General features: G+C 70.6%; 16 protein-coding genes and 1 pseudogene. 5 read left to right on the forward strand and 12 right to left on the reverse strand.

The window, feature by feature from the left end:
* Window positions 1-89 precede the first annotated feature (89 nt).
* Complete coding sequence (purB, locus tag K1T34_RS16410) at window positions 90-1,517, reverse strand: adenylosuccinate lyase (RefSeq protein ID WP_220245126.1); 1,428 nt, start codon at window positions 1,515-1,517, stop codon at window positions 90-92.
* Between the two features lie 148 nt (window positions 1,518-1,665).
* Entirely contained in the window at window positions 1,666-1,944 is a 279-nt protein-coding gene (locus K1T34_RS16415; RefSeq protein ID WP_220245127.1) for a hypothetical protein, read from the reverse strand.
* Window positions 1,945-2,036: 92 nt separating this feature from the next.
* Between K1T34_RS16415 and K1T34_RS16420 the strand changes: the two are divergent.
* Window positions 2,037-2,738, forward strand: a pseudogene (locus K1T34_RS16420) (SDR family NAD(P)-dependent oxidoreductase); the annotation flags it as partial.
* A 4-nt stretch (window positions 2,739-2,742) separates the two neighbouring features.
* Here the strand turns inward: K1T34_RS16420 and K1T34_RS16425 are convergent.
* Genes K1T34_RS16425 through K1T34_RS16440 form a run of 4 tightly spaced genes read right to left on the reverse strand, consistent with a single transcriptional unit; the run spans window position 2,743 to window position 7,599 of the window.
* Window positions 2,743-3,633: a DUF4380 domain-containing protein gene (locus tag K1T34_RS16425; protein ID WP_220245128.1), complete on the reverse strand. Its 891-nt coding sequence runs from the start codon at window positions 3,631-3,633 to the stop codon at window positions 2,743-2,745.
* The gene (gene dgoD, locus K1T34_RS16430) at window positions 3,627-4,775 is read right to left on the reverse strand and encodes a galactonate dehydratase (RefSeq protein ID WP_220245129.1); all 1,149 of its coding nucleotides are present in this window, start codon (window positions 4,773-4,775) and stop codon (window positions 3,627-3,629) included. Before dgoD ends, K1T34_RS16425 begins: the two co-directional genes overlap by 7 nt.
* Window positions 4,776-4,803: 28 nt before the next feature.
* Complete coding sequence (locus K1T34_RS16435) at window positions 4,804-5,508, reverse strand: SDR family NAD(P)-dependent oxidoreductase (protein ID WP_220245130.1); 705 nt, start codon at window positions 5,506-5,508, stop codon at window positions 4,804-4,806.
* A gap of 33 nt (window positions 5,509-5,541) precedes the next feature.
* Window positions 5,542-7,599 carry a glycoside hydrolase family 27 protein gene (locus K1T34_RS16440; protein WP_220245131.1) on the reverse strand — a complete coding sequence of 686 codons (2,058 nt, stop codon included), beginning with the start codon at window positions 7,597-7,599 and terminating at the stop codon, window positions 5,542-5,544.
* Window positions 7,600-7,787: 188 nt separating this feature from the next.
* Here K1T34_RS16440 and K1T34_RS16445 point away from each other — a divergent pair, with 188 nt between their 5' ends.
* From K1T34_RS16445 to K1T34_RS16455, 3 genes are read left to right on the forward strand one after another with little or no spacing between them, the layout of a single operon-like run.
* On the forward strand, window positions 7,788-8,732 hold the full coding sequence (locus K1T34_RS16445; RefSeq protein WP_220245132.1) for a sugar kinase: 945 nt from the start codon (window positions 7,788-7,790) through the stop codon (window positions 8,730-8,732).
* Window positions 8,729-9,343, forward strand: coding sequence for a bifunctional 4-hydroxy-2-oxoglutarate aldolase/2-dehydro-3-deoxy-phosphogluconate aldolase (locus K1T34_RS16450; RefSeq protein ID WP_220245133.1), 615 nt, complete (start codon window positions 8,729-8,731; stop codon window positions 9,341-9,343). The genes K1T34_RS16445 and K1T34_RS16450 overlap by 4 nt, the downstream gene beginning before the upstream one ends.
* Window positions 9,340-10,344, forward strand: coding sequence for a beta-propeller fold lactonase family protein (locus K1T34_RS16455; protein ID WP_220245134.1), 1,005 nt, complete (start codon window positions 9,340-9,342; stop codon window positions 10,342-10,344). Before K1T34_RS16450 ends, K1T34_RS16455 begins: the two co-directional genes overlap by 4 nt.
* 57 nt (window positions 10,345-10,401) lie before the next feature.
* On the opposite strand, the gene K1T34_RS16460 is transcribed toward K1T34_RS16455, so the two are convergent.
* Genes K1T34_RS16460 through K1T34_RS16475 form a run of 4 tightly spaced genes read right to left on the reverse strand, consistent with a single transcriptional unit; the run spans window position 10,402 to window position 15,557 of the window.
* A complete protein-coding gene (locus K1T34_RS16460; RefSeq protein WP_220245135.1) occupies window positions 10,402-12,456 on the reverse strand; it encodes an alpha-galactosidase in 2,055 nt (684 codons plus the stop codon).
* A complete protein-coding gene (locus K1T34_RS16465; protein WP_220245136.1) occupies window positions 12,453-13,340 on the reverse strand; it encodes a carbohydrate ABC transporter permease in 888 nt (295 codons plus the stop codon). The genes K1T34_RS16460 and K1T34_RS16465 overlap by 4 nt, the downstream gene beginning before the upstream one ends.
* A 2-nt stretch (window positions 13,341-13,342) precedes the next feature.
* The gene (locus K1T34_RS16470) at window positions 13,343-14,248 is read right to left on the reverse strand and encodes a carbohydrate ABC transporter permease (RefSeq protein ID WP_220245137.1); all 906 of its coding nucleotides are present in this window, start codon (window positions 14,246-14,248) and stop codon (window positions 13,343-13,345) included.
* A 1-nt stretch (window position 14,249) separates the two neighbouring features.
* Window positions 14,250-15,557: an ABC transporter substrate-binding protein gene (locus tag K1T34_RS16475; RefSeq protein ID WP_220245138.1), complete on the reverse strand. Its 1,308-nt coding sequence runs from the start codon at window positions 15,555-15,557 to the stop codon at window positions 14,250-14,252.
* 164 nt (window positions 15,558-15,721) lie between these two features.
* Between K1T34_RS16475 and K1T34_RS16480 the strand changes: the two genes are divergently transcribed.
* Window positions 15,722-16,426: a FadR/GntR family transcriptional regulator gene (locus K1T34_RS16480; RefSeq protein ID WP_220245139.1), complete on the forward strand. Its 705-nt coding sequence runs from the start codon at window positions 15,722-15,724 to the stop codon at window positions 16,424-16,426.
* Window positions 16,427-16,429: 3 nt separating this feature from the next.
* On the opposite strand, the gene K1T34_RS16485 is transcribed toward K1T34_RS16480, so the two are convergent.
* Together K1T34_RS16485 and K1T34_RS53370 are read right to left on the reverse strand one after the other, a co-directional pair.
* Complete coding sequence (locus tag K1T34_RS16485) at window positions 16,430-17,029, reverse strand: TetR/AcrR family transcriptional regulator (RefSeq protein ID WP_220245140.1); 600 nt, start codon at window positions 17,027-17,029, stop codon at window positions 16,430-16,432.
* A 37-nt stretch (window positions 17,030-17,066) separates the two neighbouring features.
* Window positions 17,067-17,390 carry a hypothetical protein gene (locus K1T34_RS53370; protein ID WP_255638545.1) on the reverse strand — a complete coding sequence of 108 codons (324 nt, stop codon included), beginning with the start codon at window positions 17,388-17,390 and terminating at the stop codon, window positions 17,067-17,069.
* Window positions 17,391-17,434: the final 44 nt, after the last annotated feature.

The raw sequence follows: 17,434 nt of genomic DNA on the forward strand, positions 1-17,434 counted from the left end.
CGACTCTCTTCTGTCGCCAGTGCCCAGAGGCTAGGAAACGGCCTCGCTCCGCAGTAGCCGGATTTTCCGTCGGGTCCTGTCAGCTCCGCTTACAGGATCGGCCCCGGCGCGTACTGCGCCGCGTCCGGGAAGCGCTCCAGCACGGTCTCCACGCGCCGCGCCACCTCCTCGACCTGCGCCGGCGCCACGCCCGTGAACGAGATCCGGTCGGCGAGGAGTTTGTCCAGGTCGCCGCGATCCAACGGCAAGCGCGAGTCGGCCGCCAGCCGGTCGAGCAGGTCGTTCTCGGCGCCGCGCTCGCGCATCGCCAGGGCCACGCCGACGGCGTTCTCCTTGATCGCCTCGTGGGCCGTCTCACGACCGACGCCGCCGCGCACGGCCGCCATCAGCACCTTCGTGGTGGCGAGGAACGGCAGGTAGCGATCGAGCTCACGCTCGATCACGGCCGGGAAGGCGCCAAACTCGGCCAGCACGGTGAGGAAGGTCTCCAGCAGGCCGTCGAGCGCGAAGAACGCGTCGGGCAGCGCGACGCGGCGCACGACCGAGTCGGACACGTCGCCCTCGTTCCACTGATCACCCGCGAGCTCGCCGATCATCGACAGGTGCCCGCGCAGCACGACGGCCAGACCGTTGACCCGCTCGCACGAGCGCGTGTTCATCTTGTGCGGCATGGCCGACGAGCCGACCTGGCCGGGCTTGAAGCCCTCGGTCACGAGCTCGTGGCCGGCCATCAGGCGAATCGTCTTGGCGAGGCTCGACGGCGCCGCCGCCAGCTGCACCAGCGTGGACAGCACGTCGAAGTCGAGCGAACGCGGGTAGACCTGCCCGACGCTCACGAAGTGGTTGCGGAACCCGAGGTGCTCGGCGATCTTGGACTCCAGGAGGTCCAAAGTGGACTCGTCGCCCAGGAGGTCGAGCATGTCCTGCGCCGTGCCGACCGGGCCCTTGATGCCCCGCAGCGGGTAGCGCTCGATGAGGTTGTCCAGGCGGGAGAACGCGACCAGCAGCTCGTCGGCGGCGGTCGCGAACCGCTTGCCGAGCGTGGTGGCCTGCGCGGCGACGTTGTGCGAGCGCCCGGCCATCACCAGGTCCGAGCGCTCCACGGCCAATGCGGCCAGCCGCGCCAGCACCGCGGCGACGCGGCTGCGCATGAGCTCCAGCGACCGCAGCTGCTGCAGCTGCTCCACGTTCTCCGTGAGGTCGCGCGAGGTCATGCCCTTGTGCACGTGCTCGTGGCCGGCGAGGGCGTTGAACTCCTCGATGCGGGCCTTCACGTCGTGGCGCGTCACACGCTCGCGCTCGGCGATCGACTCGAGGTTCACGTCGTCGATCACGCGCTCGTAGTCCGCGAGCACACCTTCGGGCACCTCGACGCCCAGCTCGTTCTGCGCGCGGAGCACGGCGAGCCACAGCTGCCGCTCCAGCACCACCTTCTGCTCGGGCGACCACAGCCGCACCAGCTCGGGCGACGCGTAGCGGGCGGCGAGCACGTTGGGAATCCGGGGCTTGTCCGTCACGCGGCCACGATACCCGTGCAGGTCAGAGGTGGGCGGGGCCGGTGGGATCCAGACGGCTCCCACCGGTTCGGCCTCGCGAAGGCCTCGGCACCCCGTGCACCGAGCCGGCGGAGAGCCTCGCACAGCCGACGGCGGGGACGCGAGGGAATTACAACGCGAAGAGCCGCTCGAAAGCCGCGGCGACCGCCTCCGGAAGCGTTTCGGGCGAACTGAAGGCCTGCGTGTAGCCGGCGTCGTAACACGCTGTCGCGACGTGGGCGGCCTGCCTCGCCACGAGCGGCGCCGCACCTTGTTCGACCAGCGCCGCGTCCAGCGCGTCGCTGTACCCGCGCTCCTTGACCAAGCTGCACGCCTGCAGCTGAGGCGTCTCGGCGATCAGCTCGGTGACGGTGACCTGGTCGAAGCCGTGTTCAGCGAACAACGCCACGGCGGCTTGGCGGATGGCTTCGCGGGTCTCCGTTCGCTTCGCCTCGCGAACCGAGCCGGCGGCCGGGTGGGGCGTCGGGTGGGGCGCGGGCCAGCCGAGGGCTGGGTGCCGCGGCGGCCCGGCACCTCGCGGCGGTCGGCGCCGACGTCGCGTTCGCCTACGTGCAGTCGGCCGACAAGGCGAAAGCCGTTGCCGAGGAAGTGCGGGCGCTGGGCGTCGAGGGCGAGGTCTTCCAGGCCGACCAAGGCGACGTCGCGCAGGTCAACGCCATGGTCGACGCGGTCGCCGAGCGGTTCGGCCGCATCGATGTCCTGGTCAACAGCGCGGGCACGCTCATCGGCGGCACCACGGGCACCATCGCGCAGGCCGACCGCGAGCGGATCTGGGCGGTCAACGTCCTCGGCCTGGTCGCCGCCACCGAACGCGTGCTCGCCCACATGCCCGACGGCGGCCGCGTCATCAGCCTCGGCTCCATTGCCGGGGAACGCGCCTACACCGCCGGGCTCGCCGACTACAGCGCGACCAAGGCGGCCGTGAGCGGCTACACGCGCTCGTGGGCGCACGAGCTCGCGCCGCGCCGGATCACCGTCAACACCGTCGTGTCGGGCTTCGCCGAGACGGACATGGGCATCCCGCACGACTCCCCGCTGGGGCAGCGCGTCCTCGCGGACCTGCCCTTCGGCCGCTACACCACCGCGGACGAGGTCGCCGCCCTGATCACGTTCCTCGCCGGGCCCGCCGCCTCCTACATCACCGGCAGTGACCTGCGCGTCGACGGCGGCTGGAACGCCTGAGCCGTCAGCCCGAAACGGTTCCGGTCACGGTCAGCGATGTCGTCTCACCGGGAGCGAGCGTGGTCAGCGGGCCGAGCGCCTCCAGCTCCACGATGCGCGCCGGCGGATCGAGGTCGCCCAGGTCGGCGAGGGGTTCCGGCAGCGGGTGCTCCAGCCAGATCTCGAGCGGCGAACCCGCGTCGGGGTACTCCGCGGCCGGGTCGACGTCGAAGGACAGCGTGAGCGTGGTCTCACCGACGGTGCACGAGACCCGGCCCGCGGTGTCCGGCACTCCGAGCTTGCCGACGACGTCCTGCGGCGGCACCACGAGCGTGCCACCGTCCACTGTGTACTCGGGATTTCCGGTGCCTGCCACGAGCTCCACGACAGCCGGCGTGCGCATGCCCGCGAGCCCGGCCGTGACGGTGCCGCCGCCCGGGAGCTGGGTGACGTTCCACAGTGCCCAGCGCACCGGCCCCTCGGAGCAGTTCGCCGCGGTGAGCCGCAGCGTGTACGAAGCGCCGGAGCCCAGCGTCAGCTCGCGCGTGAACCGCAGGCCCGTGCGGGGTTCGACGCCACTGGTCAGGGTGACCGACAGCTCGGTGAGGCCCGAGACGGAGTAGGGGCCCGAGTCCAGCACGGGGTCCGGCGGCCCCGCCCACTGGCCGGGCCCTTCCCAGCCCTGCGGCGCGGGCCAGGTCTTGTCGCCGCCGTAGTTGACCCAGTCGCCCATCCGGCCGGAGTTCGGGGCCAGGACGTGGCCGTCGAGCGGCTGCAGGTCGGGACTCAGCAACGCCGGGTTGCGCCACAGGAGCTCGATGCCTTCGTGTGTCACCGACAACAGCCGCCCGCCCAGCGCCGGGACGACGCCGAGGCGCAGCACGCCGTTGTCGAGCCACACGACGTCGGTCACCATTCGGCGAGCCCGCCGTCGTCCAGGCGCCACACGGGCGAACGCCAGTGGTGGCCGACCTCGTCGGCGCGGCGCACGGCTTGCTCGTCGACCTCGATGCCGAGGCCGGGCGCGGTCGGCCGCGCGGCGTAGCCGTCGGTGAAGCGGAACAGTGCGGAGTCGGTCAGGTAGCTCAGCGCCTCGGTGCCCTGGTGGTAGTGCATGCCCAGACTCTGTTCCTGGATCAGGAAGTTCGGCGTCGCGAAGGCCACCTGCATCGACGCCGCCAGCGAGATCGGGCCGAGCGGACAGTGCGGCGCCATGCTCGCGCCGTAGACCTCGGCCAGCGCGGCGATGCGCCGCAGCTCCGAGATGCCGCCGGCGTGCGACGGGTCGGGCTGCACCACCGCGACGCCCGCGTCGAGCACCGGCTTGAACTCCCAGCGCGAATACAGCCGTTCGCCGACCGCGATCGGCACCGTCGACGCGGCGACGACCGACGCCAACGCGCCACCCTGCGTCTCCGGCAGTACCGGCTCCTCGACGAACATCGGCTGGACCTCTTCGAGCATCTTCACCAGCCGGCGCGCCATCGCGGGCGAGACGCGGCCGTGGAAGTCGATGGCGAGATCGCGCTCCGGGCCCAGCGCCTCACGCGCCTCACGCGCCCTGGCCAGCGCCGCGTTGGCTTCCGCGGGTGACGCGATGGGCGCGAGCGGTCCCGCCACATTCATCTTCACTGCCGTGAAACCGGCCTCCACCTGCGCGGACACGGCGTCGAAAATGCCCGAAGGACGGTCGCCGCCCACCCACGAATACACGCGCACGCGGTCGCGCACGGGCCCGCCGAGCAGCTCGTGCACCGGCACCCCGTGCACCTTGCCGGCGATGTCCCACAGCGCGTGGTCGAAGCCCGCGAGCGCGCTGGAGAGCACGGGCCCGCCGCGGTAGAACCCGCCGCGGCGCAAGGTCTGCCAGTGGTCCTCGATGCGCAGCGGGTCCTGGCCGACGACGAGCTCGGCCATCTCGTGCACCGCCGCGCGCACCGTCTCGGCGCGGCCCTCGACCACGGGCTCGCCCCAGCCGGAGATGCCCTCGTCGGTGTTCACCTTCAGGAACAACCAACGTGGTGCGACGAGGAACGTCTCGATACCGGTGATCTTCACCTGGCCCCCATTTCCTATGAGACGCGGTCTAAGCGGAATCCTTGGCAGCCGACCAGCCGCCGTCGACGGTCAGGTCGGCGCCCGTGACGAACGAGGCCGCCGGCGAGAGCAGGAACGCGATCACCGCGGCGACCTCGCCCGGGTCGCCCAGCCGCCCGGCAGGGGTCGCCCGCGCGCTGCGTTCGATGTCCTCTTCGGTGAGCCGGTCCCACGCCTGCGTGCGCACGGGTCCGGGCAGCACCGAGTTCACGCGCACCTCGGGCGCGTACTCCACGGCGAGCTGGCGCGCCAGCGAAACCAGCGCGCCCTTGCTCGCCGCGTACGCCGGGTGGCCCGGCAGGCCGAACCGCGCGTGCACCGAAGACACCAGTACGACGGAACCCCGCCGGGCTCGAAGCGTTGGCAGGCACGCCTTCACCGCGAGGTAGGAACCGGTGAGGTTCACGTCGAGCTGGTGCTGCCACTGCTCCCGCGGCATCTCGTGCAGCGGGCCGGTCGTCGGCACGTACGCGTTGCTGACCAGGGCATCTACCTCGCCGGCCAGCTCGACGACCTGCGCCCAGGTCTCGTCGGCGGTCACGTCGCCGCGCACGCCGGCGAGGTCGTCGGGGAGGGGGGCGAGGTCCACACCCACGACGCGGTAGCCGTCGGCCTGCAGCCGCCGCGCTGTCGCCGCGCCGATGCCTGACGCGGCACCGGTCACCACGGCCGTCGGGTTGTCTGGTGTGGACATCGCCAAATCCTCCTCGTGCTCAGAGCCTGGTGCTCAGAGCTTGTCTACGCGGACATGGTCGTCCGGACCACGCACTCCGAGCCAGACGCCATTCGCGTCAGCCGCACCGCCGAGGGTGCCCACGACGTTGCCGGACGGGTACTTCGGCTGCTTGAACCAGCCGGCCCACGTGGTGCCGTTGCGGTCGTTCTGCCACAGCGTGTAGTCGCTGGCCAGCGCGAACACCGAGACCTTGTCGCCCTGCGCCACGAGCGTGGGGCTGCTGGAGATGGTGCCGCCGATGTTCGTCCAGTCCGACCACGCGCCGCCGGCGTCGCGGGTGCGGACCCACACGCCGTCGTCCGGGGTGCGAACGGCGACCGTGGTGCCGGTCGTCGAGGTCGCGGCGCCGGGGCGGCCGTAGATCTGCGCGTCGTTGGGCGAGCCGAGCGAGGACCAGCGGCCGTCAGTGGTGCGGGTCCAGACCTTTCCGTCGGTGCCGCGGGTGTAGAGCGTGCCGTCGGCTGTCACGGACGGCGAGTCGGTGAGGTTCCCGCCGAGCCGGTGCCAGGCGCCCCAGCGCTTTCCGTCGTAGGTCAGCTGCCACACGGCGTTGTCCAGACCACGGACGTAGACGTCGATGTTCGAGCCGTGCGCGTTGGCGGCCGGCTGGCCGAGGAACGGGCCGCCGATGACCGAGGCGCCCTTGCCGAGGCCCTGCGTCTGCAGCACGCCGAGCGGGCCACGGGTGAACGTGACGGTCTTGTCGCCGGTGCGCACCACGGCCGGGCTGGCCGAAGCGCCGCTCGCGACGCTGGTGCCGGGCACCAGGTCCGTGCCGTGCAGCTTCAGGAACGCCGTGCCGTGCGCGGGAACCGTGACGGTGTACGTGCCGGTCGCCGTGCCACGGTCGGCGCGGGCGCGCAGGTCGCGGATCGAGACGTTGCCGGTGAGGCCGGCGTCGGCGAAGTTCAGCGTCATCTGCGTGTCCGCGTCACCGCGGTTGAGCAGCACGACCGCCCGGTCGCCGTCCTTCGACAGGCGCTTGCTGTAGGTGTCCGTGGAGCCGTTGTTGGCCACCCGGACACCCTGGATTCCGAGCTTGTCCTGGTCGACGGCGATGATCTCGGGGTTCTTCAGCGTGTCGATCATCGACTGCGGCAGCGTGCGCGGGTCGGAGCCGATGATGAGCGGGGAAGCCATTTCCGCCCACAGCACGAGCTGGGTGGTCGACTCCTCCTCGTTCATCTCGAGGGTGCCCTGCTCCGTCTTGCGCATCGGGATCAGGAAGTCGGGGTCGTTCCAGTGCCCCGGCCCGTTGGCCTCGGGGTGCGCCGCGTTGACGTCGGCGTTGCGCAGCATGTCCTTGTAGATCCCCTCGTACGGGGTTCCGAAGGCCACGTCGGTGTTGGTGCGCCACGAATCGGCCACGAGCGGGCCGAAGGTGTAGGACACGCCGGCGGTCTGGCTCGGCGTGTGCGGCACGCCCCAGTCGTCGGTCACCGGGTTGCAGATGTTCAGGATCATCTTGCGGCCCGCCTTCTGCAGGGCCGCGCTGAACTCGGTGTACGCCTTCGCCGGGTCGAGGTTGTTCGCGATGCCGCAGAGGAAGTCGACCTTGATCGCGTCGAACTTCCACGTGGCGAAGCGTTTCGTGTCCTGCTCGTAGTAGCCCTGGCTGCCCGCGGCGCAGTTCTTGCCGTCGGACGGGCCGGCGTCGGTGTAGATGCCGGCGAGCAGGCCGCGGTCGTGGATGTACTTGACCAGCGCGTCCATGCCGGAGGGGAAGCGCGCGGGGTCGGGCACGAGGTTGCCGCTCGCGTCACGCGGGTCCTTGGCGTTCCAGCCGCCGTCGATCCAGACGTACTTGTAGCCGGCCTTGGCCAGGCCGCTGGAGACGAGGTAGTCGGCGACGCCCTTCACGCCGGCCTCGGTCACGGTCGGCATGCCGAAGTAGTTGTTCCAGCCCATGTACGGCGTCTGCGCCAGACCGGAGTTGTAGTAGTCCGGGGCGCCCTGGTCGGCCGCGGTGGTCTGCTGCGGGAAGAGCGAGGCCGGGGCCGCGGAAGCGGGGGTCGCGAGCCCGAGCACGGTGGCGGCGGCCGCGGCCACCGCCGTGATCGTGAGTGCTCTGCGGGATCTGCGTGGGGAGCGCGGGAGCATTGTGGCGACACCTTTCGTCGTCGAAACAGCGCCGAAGGGGGCCGTGATCTTCCGGCCCGCGAGCAGCATGCCGGGGCCGCGGAGGTCGCGTCAAGAATAAATCCTAAATTAAGATTTCACGCGGTATGCTTCCCGCGATGAACGACATCGAAGTCCTCACCCTGGGCGAAGCGATGCGGCTGCTGCTCGCGGAACCCGGCGTCGCGCTGCGGCGCGCGCACACCTTCCAGGCTTCCGTGGCCGGGGCCGAAGCCAACGTGTCGGTCGGCCTCGCGCGTCTTGGCCACCGCGTGCGCTGGCTCAGCCGCGTCGGCGACGACTCGTCCGGCGCGGCCGTGCTGAGCGCGCTGCGGGCCGAGGGCGTGGACGTCTCGGGCGTCGAGGTGGACCCGGCCGGGTTCACGGGACTGCTGCTGCGCGACGACACCCCGGGCCGCGGCATCGACGTGCAGTACCACCGCGCGGGTTCGGCGGCGTGCTCGCTCTCCGCCGACTACGTCCGGGCCGCGGGCCTCGGTGGTGCGCGGCTCGTGCTGGTCTCGGGGATCACGGCGATGCTGTCGCTGTCCGCGCGCGACGCCGTGCTGGCCTTGTTCGAGCTGGCGCGCGCGGAGGGGGCGACGATCGCGTTCGACCCCAACGTGCGGCTCAAGCTCGCGTCGCCGGCGCAGTGGCGCGAGACCGTGGGACCGCTGCTGCACCAGGCGGATCTGGTGTTCGCCGGTGAAGACGAGCTGGAACTGCTCGACGCGACGGCGCCCGAGCTGATCGCCAAGGGCGTCGGCACTGTTGTGGTGAAGCAGCGCGACAAGGTGGCGCGCGCGGTCACGGCCGAGTACGAGTGGAGCCAGGAAACCCTGGTCACGCACGTCGTCGACCCGGTGGGCGCGGGCGACGCGCTCACGTCCGGCTACCTGTCGTCCTGGCTGCGCGGCGGTTCGCCCGCCGAGGCGCTGCTGGCCGGTGCGGTGTCGGCGGCGCTGGTCGTCGGCACGCGGACGGATCTGGAAGGACTGCCCGACCGGGCCGAACTGGCCCGCACGAGCGCCGCCCTCGGTGGCGGCGAGGAGGTACACCGATGAGCTACCGCTGGGAGATCACGCACGCGGCCCTGCGCCAGGGAGTGGTGGGCATCGTGCGGACCGCGGATGCCGCGTCCGCCGTGGTCGCCGCTCGTGCGGCCTTGGACGCGGGCCTGCGGTCGATCGAGGTCCCGCTCACCAACTCCGGTGCACTGGCGGCGATCGAGGAGCTCACTGCCGCGTACCCCGACGCCACGATCGGGGCGGGCACGGTGCTCGACGAGGCCTCGGCCGTGCTCGCGATCCGCGCGGGGGCGCGGTTCCTGGTGTCGCCCAACGTCGAGGCCGCCGTGATCCGCACCGGTCACCGGTACGGCGCGGCCGCGTTCCCGGGCGCGGGTTCCGTCACGGAAATCGTGCGGGCGCTCGAAGAAGGCGCCGACGCGGTGAAGGTCTTCCCGGCCACTGCGCTGGGCCCGCGGTGGGTCAAGGACGTGCGCGCGGCGCTGCCCCAGGCGCCGCTCGTGCCGACGGGTGGAATCGCTCCCGAGGACGTGCCAGAGTGGCTCGCGGCGGGCGCGGTCGCGGTCGGCATGGGTTCGGCGCTCACGCGCGGGACCGCCGAGGACATCCGCGCCCGGGTGGCCGCGATGGTGAGGGAGGGCTCGTGACGGACGTCGTACTGGTCGGCTGCTACACCGCCGAGATGGGCGGGAAGGGCGGCGGGATCTCCACGTTCCGCCGCGATTCCGCCGGTCTTGTTCTCGACTCCACGCTGGAGCTGCGGTCGCCGTCGTGGCTGGTCAAGCACCCGACGTTGCCGGTGCTGTACACGACCAACGAGACCGACTCCGGCGCCGTCTCGTCAGTGTCGCTTGTGGACGGTGCGCTGACCGTGCTGGATTCCGAGGTGCCGAGCGGCGGCGCGCACCCGTGCCACCTCGCGGTGACACCGGACGGCCGGTTCCTGTTGTGCGCCAACTACACCGGGGGCAGTCTCGCGGTGTTCGGGCTGTCGGCCGAAGGGCGGATCACGGGCCGGACGGATCTGGTGCAGCACAGTGGGACCGGGCCGAACGAGGTGCGCCAGGAAGCCGCTCACGTCCACATGGCGGTGCCGAGCGCCGACGGGTCCATCGTGAGTGCCGTCGACCTGGGGACGGACGAGATCCGCAGCTACACGCTGTCCGATGCCGGTGAGCTGACGCCGCTCGCCGTGTCGAAGCTACCGGCGGGCAGTGGTCCGCGGCAGCTCGTGCGGATTCCGGGCTCTGACCTGGCCTACGTGGCCTGTGAGCTGTCCAGTGCGGTGCTGACGGTCCGGGAGACGTCGCCGGGCGCGTTCGAGGTGGTCTCTTCTACACCGGCCACGCACGGTGCGCTTGAGGGCGAGAACATCGTGGCGCACCTGGAGATCCTGGACTCGGGCGTGTACCTGTCGAACCGTGGCGCGGACTGCGTCACGTCGTTCTCCGGCTCTCCGCTCGCGGCCGTCGCGGACCAGGCTTGTGGTGCGCACCCTCGGCACTTCGCCGTGGTGGACGGGGTTTGTTACGTCGCGGCGCAGTTCGACGACGTGCTGACCGCGTTCCCGCTCGACGAGCTGGGCAAGGCCGAGGTCGTGAAGATCCCGACGGGGTCGCCGAGCTTCGTGCTGCCGCTGAGTTTCTGATCGGACGCGGAAAACGCCCTGCCGGCCCAGTCAAGCCGGCAGGGCGTTTCGCTGTGTTCAGACCTGGATGAGGACGAACACGTCTGCGTCGTGCTGCGCGGTCCACTCGACGGGCAGACCCACGTGCACGAGGTGCGCACCGGAGTACTCCACGCCGGCCTCGTCGCGGTAGGTGGCGGCCGCGTCGAGCCCGCACAGCTTGATGCGCGACGAACGGCCCGGCACGAGCGGCGTGCCCGCCAGCTGCCCGGTGCTCCAGGCGAGCACCACGGTCTGGTCGCCGAGCGTGTACTGGCTGGCCGCCGTGGGTGCCGCAGGTCCGGAAAGGATGCGGCACCGTCCGGTGTGGAGGATCGGCCGCAACTCCTTGTACCGCTCGATCAACTCCGCGGCTTCCGACCGCTGGTCGGCATTCCAGTGCGACAGGTCGGCCCCGATGCCCAGCACGCCCGCCATCGCGAGCACGAACCGGAACCGCAGCGAGCGCGGCCGCGGGTCGAACACGCCGGGTGCGTCGGTGACCCACGAGCTCATCAGGTGCGGCGCGTGCATCAGCAGGAACCCGTCCTGGATCCGCAGCCGGTCCAGCGGCGCGGTGTTGTCGCTGGGCCACACGACATCGCTGCGCGACACCGTCGCCAGGTCCGTGCGGCCACCGCCGCCGGCGCACGACTCGACGATGAGGTCGGGGTACGTCGTGCGCAAGTGGTCGAGCAGCCGGTGGTAGTTGGCGACGTGCTCGGCGTCGAGGTCCGCCGCCGGCGCGCCGGGTCGGCCGCGTTCGGTCGGCGGGCGGTTCATGTCCCACTTGAGATAGGAGATCGGGTACGCGGTGAGCAGCTCGTCGAGCACTCCGCGCACGTATTCGAACACCTCGGTCTTGCCGAGGTCGAGCAGGAGCTGGTTGCGGATCAGCGTCGCGGGGCGGCCGTCGAGGCGGTAGACCCAGTCGGGGTGTTCCGCGTAGAGCTTCGACTTCGGGCTGATCGCCTCGGGCTCCACCCACAGGCCGAAGTCCAGGCCCAGCGCGCGCACGGAGTCGACGAACGCGCCGAAGCCGCCCTCGAACGACGACTGCTCCGGCGTCCAGTCGCCCAGGCCGCCGGTGTCGTCGTCGCGGCCGACGAACCAGCCGTCGTCCACCACGAACAGCTCCACGCCCAGGTCCGCGGCCTGCTTGGCGAGGTCGAGCTGCCGCGCGCCGTTGACCTCGAAACCGGTGGCTTCCCAGGAGTTGTAGAGCACCGGCCGGCGCTTCTCGAGCCGCGGCCCGGCAAGCTTGCGCGAGTACGCGTGCCACACGTCGGCCAGCCCGGCGAGGCCGTCCACACTGGACGCCAGTGCCAGCTCCGGAGTGGACAGTTCGGCACCGGGCTGGAGCAGGATCGGGCCGGGATTGGCCAGCCGGCCCGCGCGCACGCGCGTGAGCCCACTCGGCTCGATCTCGGCGTCGAGCTCCCACGAACCCGACCAGGCCAGGGAAACGCCGTACGCGGGACCGTCTGGCGAGCCCGCGTCCTGCACCGCGAGCCACGGCACGTACTGGTGACCCGGCACGCCGAAGCGGCTCTCCATGCGAAATCCGCCCGCTTCGAGCACGGTCGAGCGGCGCGTGAACTCCTGCGCCCACTGCCCGGTCAGGTAGGTCAGCCGCGCGCCGTCAGGCCCGGTCGGCACGCACACGCCCGCCGAACCGAGCCGGTCGACCTCGATGGCCGCGCCGCCGGTGTTCGTGAACTCGACCCACCGGCACAGCACATCGGTACCCGGTTCCGCGCGGTAACACTGCACCGCCCGCAGCCCGGTCACCTCGTCGACAAAAGCCAGCCGCAGCAACGTTTCCGTGGACTCGTCGGCGTCGAAGCGCCACCACGAATCCCCCGCCACGACGAGGTCCGCGCCCGAGAACGGTCGCAGCCCGCGCGGCGCGTACTCCACCGGAGCCGCGTCCGCGTCGGTGATGAAGTGCACGTCACCGCGGTTGGCCAGCGGCGACGGACCACGCTCGACGCCGCGCGGACCCCACGCGACGAGCTCCAGCCACCGGTTACCCGGCTCCAGCGTGACGGTGTACGAAGTGGACTCGAGTTCGAGCGTCCACTGTTGGTTCACTTGATCGCCCCGATCGCGAGCCCGGAGATGAAGTGCTTCTGGAACCGCAGGAACACGGCCACGGTCGGCACTGCGGCGATCACCGAACCCGCCGCGATCACGTTCCAGTTGGACACGTACTGGCCCTGCAGGCCGAGCAACGCCGGCGTCACCGGCATCACGGTTTCGGTGCGCAGCACGGTGATCGACCACAGCAGGTCGTTGAACGTCCAGGTGAACGCCAGCGCGCCGAGCGCCGCCAGCGCCGGACGCGTCATCGGCAGGATGATGCGCCAGAAGATGGTGATCGGCCCGGCGCCGTCGATCAGCGCCGCCTGCTGGATCTCGTCCGGGATGGACCGCATGAAACCCTGCAGCACGAACGTGTAGAAGCCTAGCCCGAAGCCGACCTGCACGATGATCAGCGCGGTGAGCGTGTCGTAGATACCGAGCAGCTCGGACAGCTTCGACACCGGCACCAGCAGGATCTGCGGCGGCAGCAGATTGCCCGACAGCATCACGAGGATGATCGTGCGCCGGAACGGGATCTGGAACCGGCTCAGCGCGAACGCCGCGGCCGACGCGAGCAGCAGCGACAGCAGCACGGTCGGGATCGTGACGATGAAGCTGTTGAGCATCGCGTGGCCACCGCCGCCGACGCCCCACGCCTCACCGAACGAGCTGAGGTCGAACGAGTGCGGCAGCGCGCCGAGGCCGTTGCTCGCGATGTCCGAAAAGGACCGGACGCTGGTCGTGATGACCAGCACGATCGGTAGCAGCCACAGGACGGACAGGCCGCCGGCCAGCAGGTGGAAGCCGAACGTGCGGCGTGCGCGCTGGTGGTTGGGCTTGGCAGGAACTCGTTCCTCCGGCGCGGCAGGGGGTGCCGGCCGGGTCGTGGTCACGCTCACTGGTCCTCCCGGAACGCTCGCACGAGGTAGGTCACGATCACACCGAAGGCGAGGACGAAGATCACCACGGCCAGTGCGGACGCGTAACCGAGCCGCAGCGACTGGAACGCGGTCGAGTACATGTAGGTGCTCAGCAGCTCGGACGAGTGGTACGGCCCGCCCTTCGTCATCGACCACACCACGTCGAACGACCGCAGCGAGTCGATGATGATCACCGACAGGACCACGGAGTTGACGCTGCGCAGCTGCGGCCACGTCACGTGGCGGAACTGCTGCCACCCCGTGGCACCGTCCAATTTGGCCGCCTCGTACAGCGCGGGGTCGATGCCCTTGAGGCCGGCCAGGTACAGCACCATCACGTAACCGAGCTGGCGCCACAACGCCGGCACGAGCACCGCGTAAAGCGCGGTGTCGGGATCGGCGAGCCACGAGTGTTTCCAGCTGTCCAGACCGATCGCGCCGAGGACGTTGTTGAACACGCCGTCCGGCTGGTAGATCGCCTGCCAGATCAGAGCCGTGGCGACGAGCGAGAACACCACGGGCGTGAACAGCGCGGCCCGGTAGAACCCGACGCCCTTGCGCTCGCGGTTGAGCAGCATGGCGAGCCCGAGCCCGCCCGCAGCCGACAACCCGCCGAACAGCACGATCCAGATCACCGTGTCGAGCGCGGCCGTGCCGAAGATGTCATCGGACAACATCTCGGCGTAGTTGTCGAGCCCCACGAACGTCGGCGCGGAGACCCCGTCCCAGTTGGTCAGCGACAGGTAGAACCCCTGCAGCGCCGGCCAGAAGACCCAGAAGCCCTCGACGGCCACGGGCACGAGCACGAACAGGAGCAGCGTCGGCGGCACGCGGCGGACCGCGCGCCGTCGACGCTTCACCGGGGCAGCGAGCACCGCCATGTCAGGACTGCCCCTGCCAGACCTTCGCCGCGGCCGTCTGCCAGTCGCTCAGGATCGAGTCGAGCTCGTTGGGCTTCTGGATGAAGCGGATCAGGGCGGCGTCGGCCGTCGGCTGCAGCGCGTCGGAGGAGTCGCGGTTGAAGAACTGCGTGAGCTCCTTGGCCTCGTCGAGCATCTTCTTGCCCTTCACGACCAGCGGCGTGCCGTTGTTCTTCGCCGACGGGTTCGCGGGCAGCACCGTGCCGGAGGAGTTCTTGATGTAGAGCTCCTGCGCCTCGGCCGTGGCCACGTACTTGAACCACTCCTTGACCTCGGCCACGTGCGGCGAGCGAGCGCTGGCGAAGAAGCCGTCGGTCGGGCCCTCCTCGGCGACGGGCACGCTCGGGTCGAGGATCGGGAACTGGAAGAAGTCGAGGTCGTCCAGCGCGTCCTTCGGAGCGGCGTCGGCGAAGAAGGTGCCGGTGAGCACCATGCCGGTCTTGCCCTGCAGCAGCACGGTGGTGGCGTCCTGGAACGCGAGCGCCGTGCCGTTCGGGTCGGTGTAGGGCAGCGCCTGACGCCACGGGTCGAAGATCTTCTTGACCTTCGGGTCGTCGAAGCGGCCGCGGCCGGCGAGCAGGTCCCGGTGGAACTGCGCGCCGTTGATGCGGATGTTGAGATAGTCGAACCACGCCGAGGCGGTCCACTGGGTACCGCCGCCCGCGCCGAGGCCGATGGGCGAGATGCCCTTGCCCTTCAACGTCTCGCACAGCGCGAGGAACTCAGTCCAGGTGCTCGGCGGCGTCACGCCCCACTTGGCGAAGTTGGACTTGCGGTAGAAGAAGCCCCAGAAGTAGTAGCTCGTGGGCACGAACACCTGGTGGCCCGCGCCGTCGCCGGAGAGGCTGCGCATGGCCGGGGTGTAGTTGCCCATCGTCTGCCACACGTCGCCGACGTCGAGCAGCAGGCCCTTCTTGGCGTAGCCCGACAGCAGCGAACCCGGGTACCAGGTGAAGCTGTCGGGCGGGTTCGCCGAGGTCAGGTAGCTCGGCAGCTGCGTGCGGAAGGTTTCCGACGCGACGGTGTTGACCGTCGCGGTCGCGCCGCCCTTGTCGCCGAACGCCTTGGCGAGCGCCTCGATCGCGACCTTCGCCTGCGGCGAGGAGAGGTTCGACTGGACGGTGACCGCACCGGCGGCCTGTTTCACCGGGCCGTTGGAGGCCGAAGTGGCGCATGCGGCGAGAAAGCTGCTCGAACCGAGCGCGCCCAGGCCGACGATGCCGGCGTTGCGCAGGAAATGACGGCGGGACAGGCCTTCTGCAGTCGTCATCGCTGTGACCCCTTTGTCTGAATGGAGCGTCGCTCCCCTGCGGGGGAGTGACTGCTGGCACAGACTTGCAACCGGGCTGGCGGCTGTCAAGATGTATTCATAATTTATGACGTAATCGCGTCCGAGGTAGGATGACTCCGCACTGCCGACTGAGGGGACCTCCATTGTCCGAACACCGGCCCCGCGGTCTGCACGGACAGACCGTGGAGACGCTCGCCGCGCGGATCCTGTCCGACGAGTGGGGCGAGGGCACCGTGCTCGACCTGCCCGCGCTTCGCGAAGAGCTCGACATCAGCCTCACCGCCCTGCGCGAGGCGCTGAAAGTGCTGGCAGCCAAGGGAATGATCGACGCCCGCCAGAAGCGCGGCACCTTCGTCCAGCCGCGCGAGCAGTGGAACATGCTCGACACCGACGTCATGCGCTGGCAAACCGCGGCCAGCGACGACCCGGGCCTGCTCGACGAGCTGACCGAGGTCCGCACCGTCGTCGAACCCGCCGCCGCGCGCATCGCCGCCGAACGCGCGGATCCCGCCGACCTGGCCGCCCTGCAAGCCGCCCTCGACGACATGACCACCGCCGGCGACGACCCCGAAGCCAGCGTCCGCGCCGATCTGACCTTCCACCGCGCCCTGATGACCGCGACGCACAACAACTTCCTCCTTCAGGTGGAACGCGTCATCGCGATCGGCCTGGCGGAGCGGGACAAGCTGGTGCACGGGTCGGGACCGTCGGACAACCCCGTGCCGTCACACCGCAAGGTCCTGGACGCGATCCTGGCGCGCGATCCGGGGGCGGCGGAGAGTGCGATGTTCGCGTTGGTGACGAAGTCCCGGGACGACTTGGACAAGGCGAAGAAGTCGCGGCGCTAGGGGTCAGCTTTCGGCGAGCGCGGCCTGCAACATCCTCGCCGCCGCAGCACGAGGAGCCGGGTCCACCGCGATCAAGGCGTTCACCACCGCGCCGTCGACGAGGGCCACCAGCTTCTCCAGCTCCACGCCGTCCACCGGCGTCCCCGAGCGGGTGAAGATCTCTACCAGCAGCTCGTTCAACTGGTCCGACAACGTCCGCATCAACGGCCTCAAGTACGGCCGCCGCCCGGTGGCCACCAGGCGCTCGTACCGCAGCAGCACCGCCTCCGCGTCGGCCTCCGGGTCGCCGGAAGGCGGGCCCAGCAGGAGGTCCAGCACCAGCTCCACCGTCGCCGAGACGCCGCGGTTGCGGGTCGCCAGCTCCTCCAGCTGCTGCCGCCCGTTGGCCAGCTCCACCTGCGAGTGGTGCTCGACCGCCGCGGTCACCAGGTCCTCGAGCGAGTCGAAGTAGTACGTCGTGGACGCGAGCGGCAGGCCGGCCCGCTCGGCGACGGCCCGGTGGCGCACCGCGTCGAACCCGCCTTCGGCCAGCAGCTCCGCCGCGGCTTCGACGAGGGTGGCTCGCCGGCGCTCGCCCTTCGGGGTGGTTGCTGCTGCCGTCATGGCCGGTCATTCTGCCAGCCGCCCCATCAACCGCCCGTCAGAACCGGGGGGCCAGCGATGCGGCGAAGCGCGCCAGGTCACCGGCGTACGGCGCGGGGTGCCCGAACATCCCCGGCACACTCACCAGCACGAGGGTCCCGCCCGTACCGGTGGCGGCACGCTCAGTCACCGCACCCGCCGACTGCACCGGGTAGGTCACCGGCGCCCCGCGCGGGAACACGGCCGCGGAGATCGAGCCGTCCGGCAGGGGGAACCCGGCTCCGCGGGCACCCGTCGTACAGATGCTGCCCTGGGAGGCTTCCGTGGCGGTGAAGTGACCTGGGAGCTCGCCAGCGAGGGCTGTGGCGAGCTCCCAGTCCACCTTTTCGCACCCAGAGGCGCCTTCGACCCGAGGGCCGGTCCTCC

Origin of the sequence: Amycolatopsis sp. DSM 110486 (genome assembly GCF_019468465.1) — a bacterium.
Lineage (GTDB): Bacteria > Actinomycetota > Actinomycetes > Mycobacteriales > Pseudonocardiaceae > Amycolatopsis.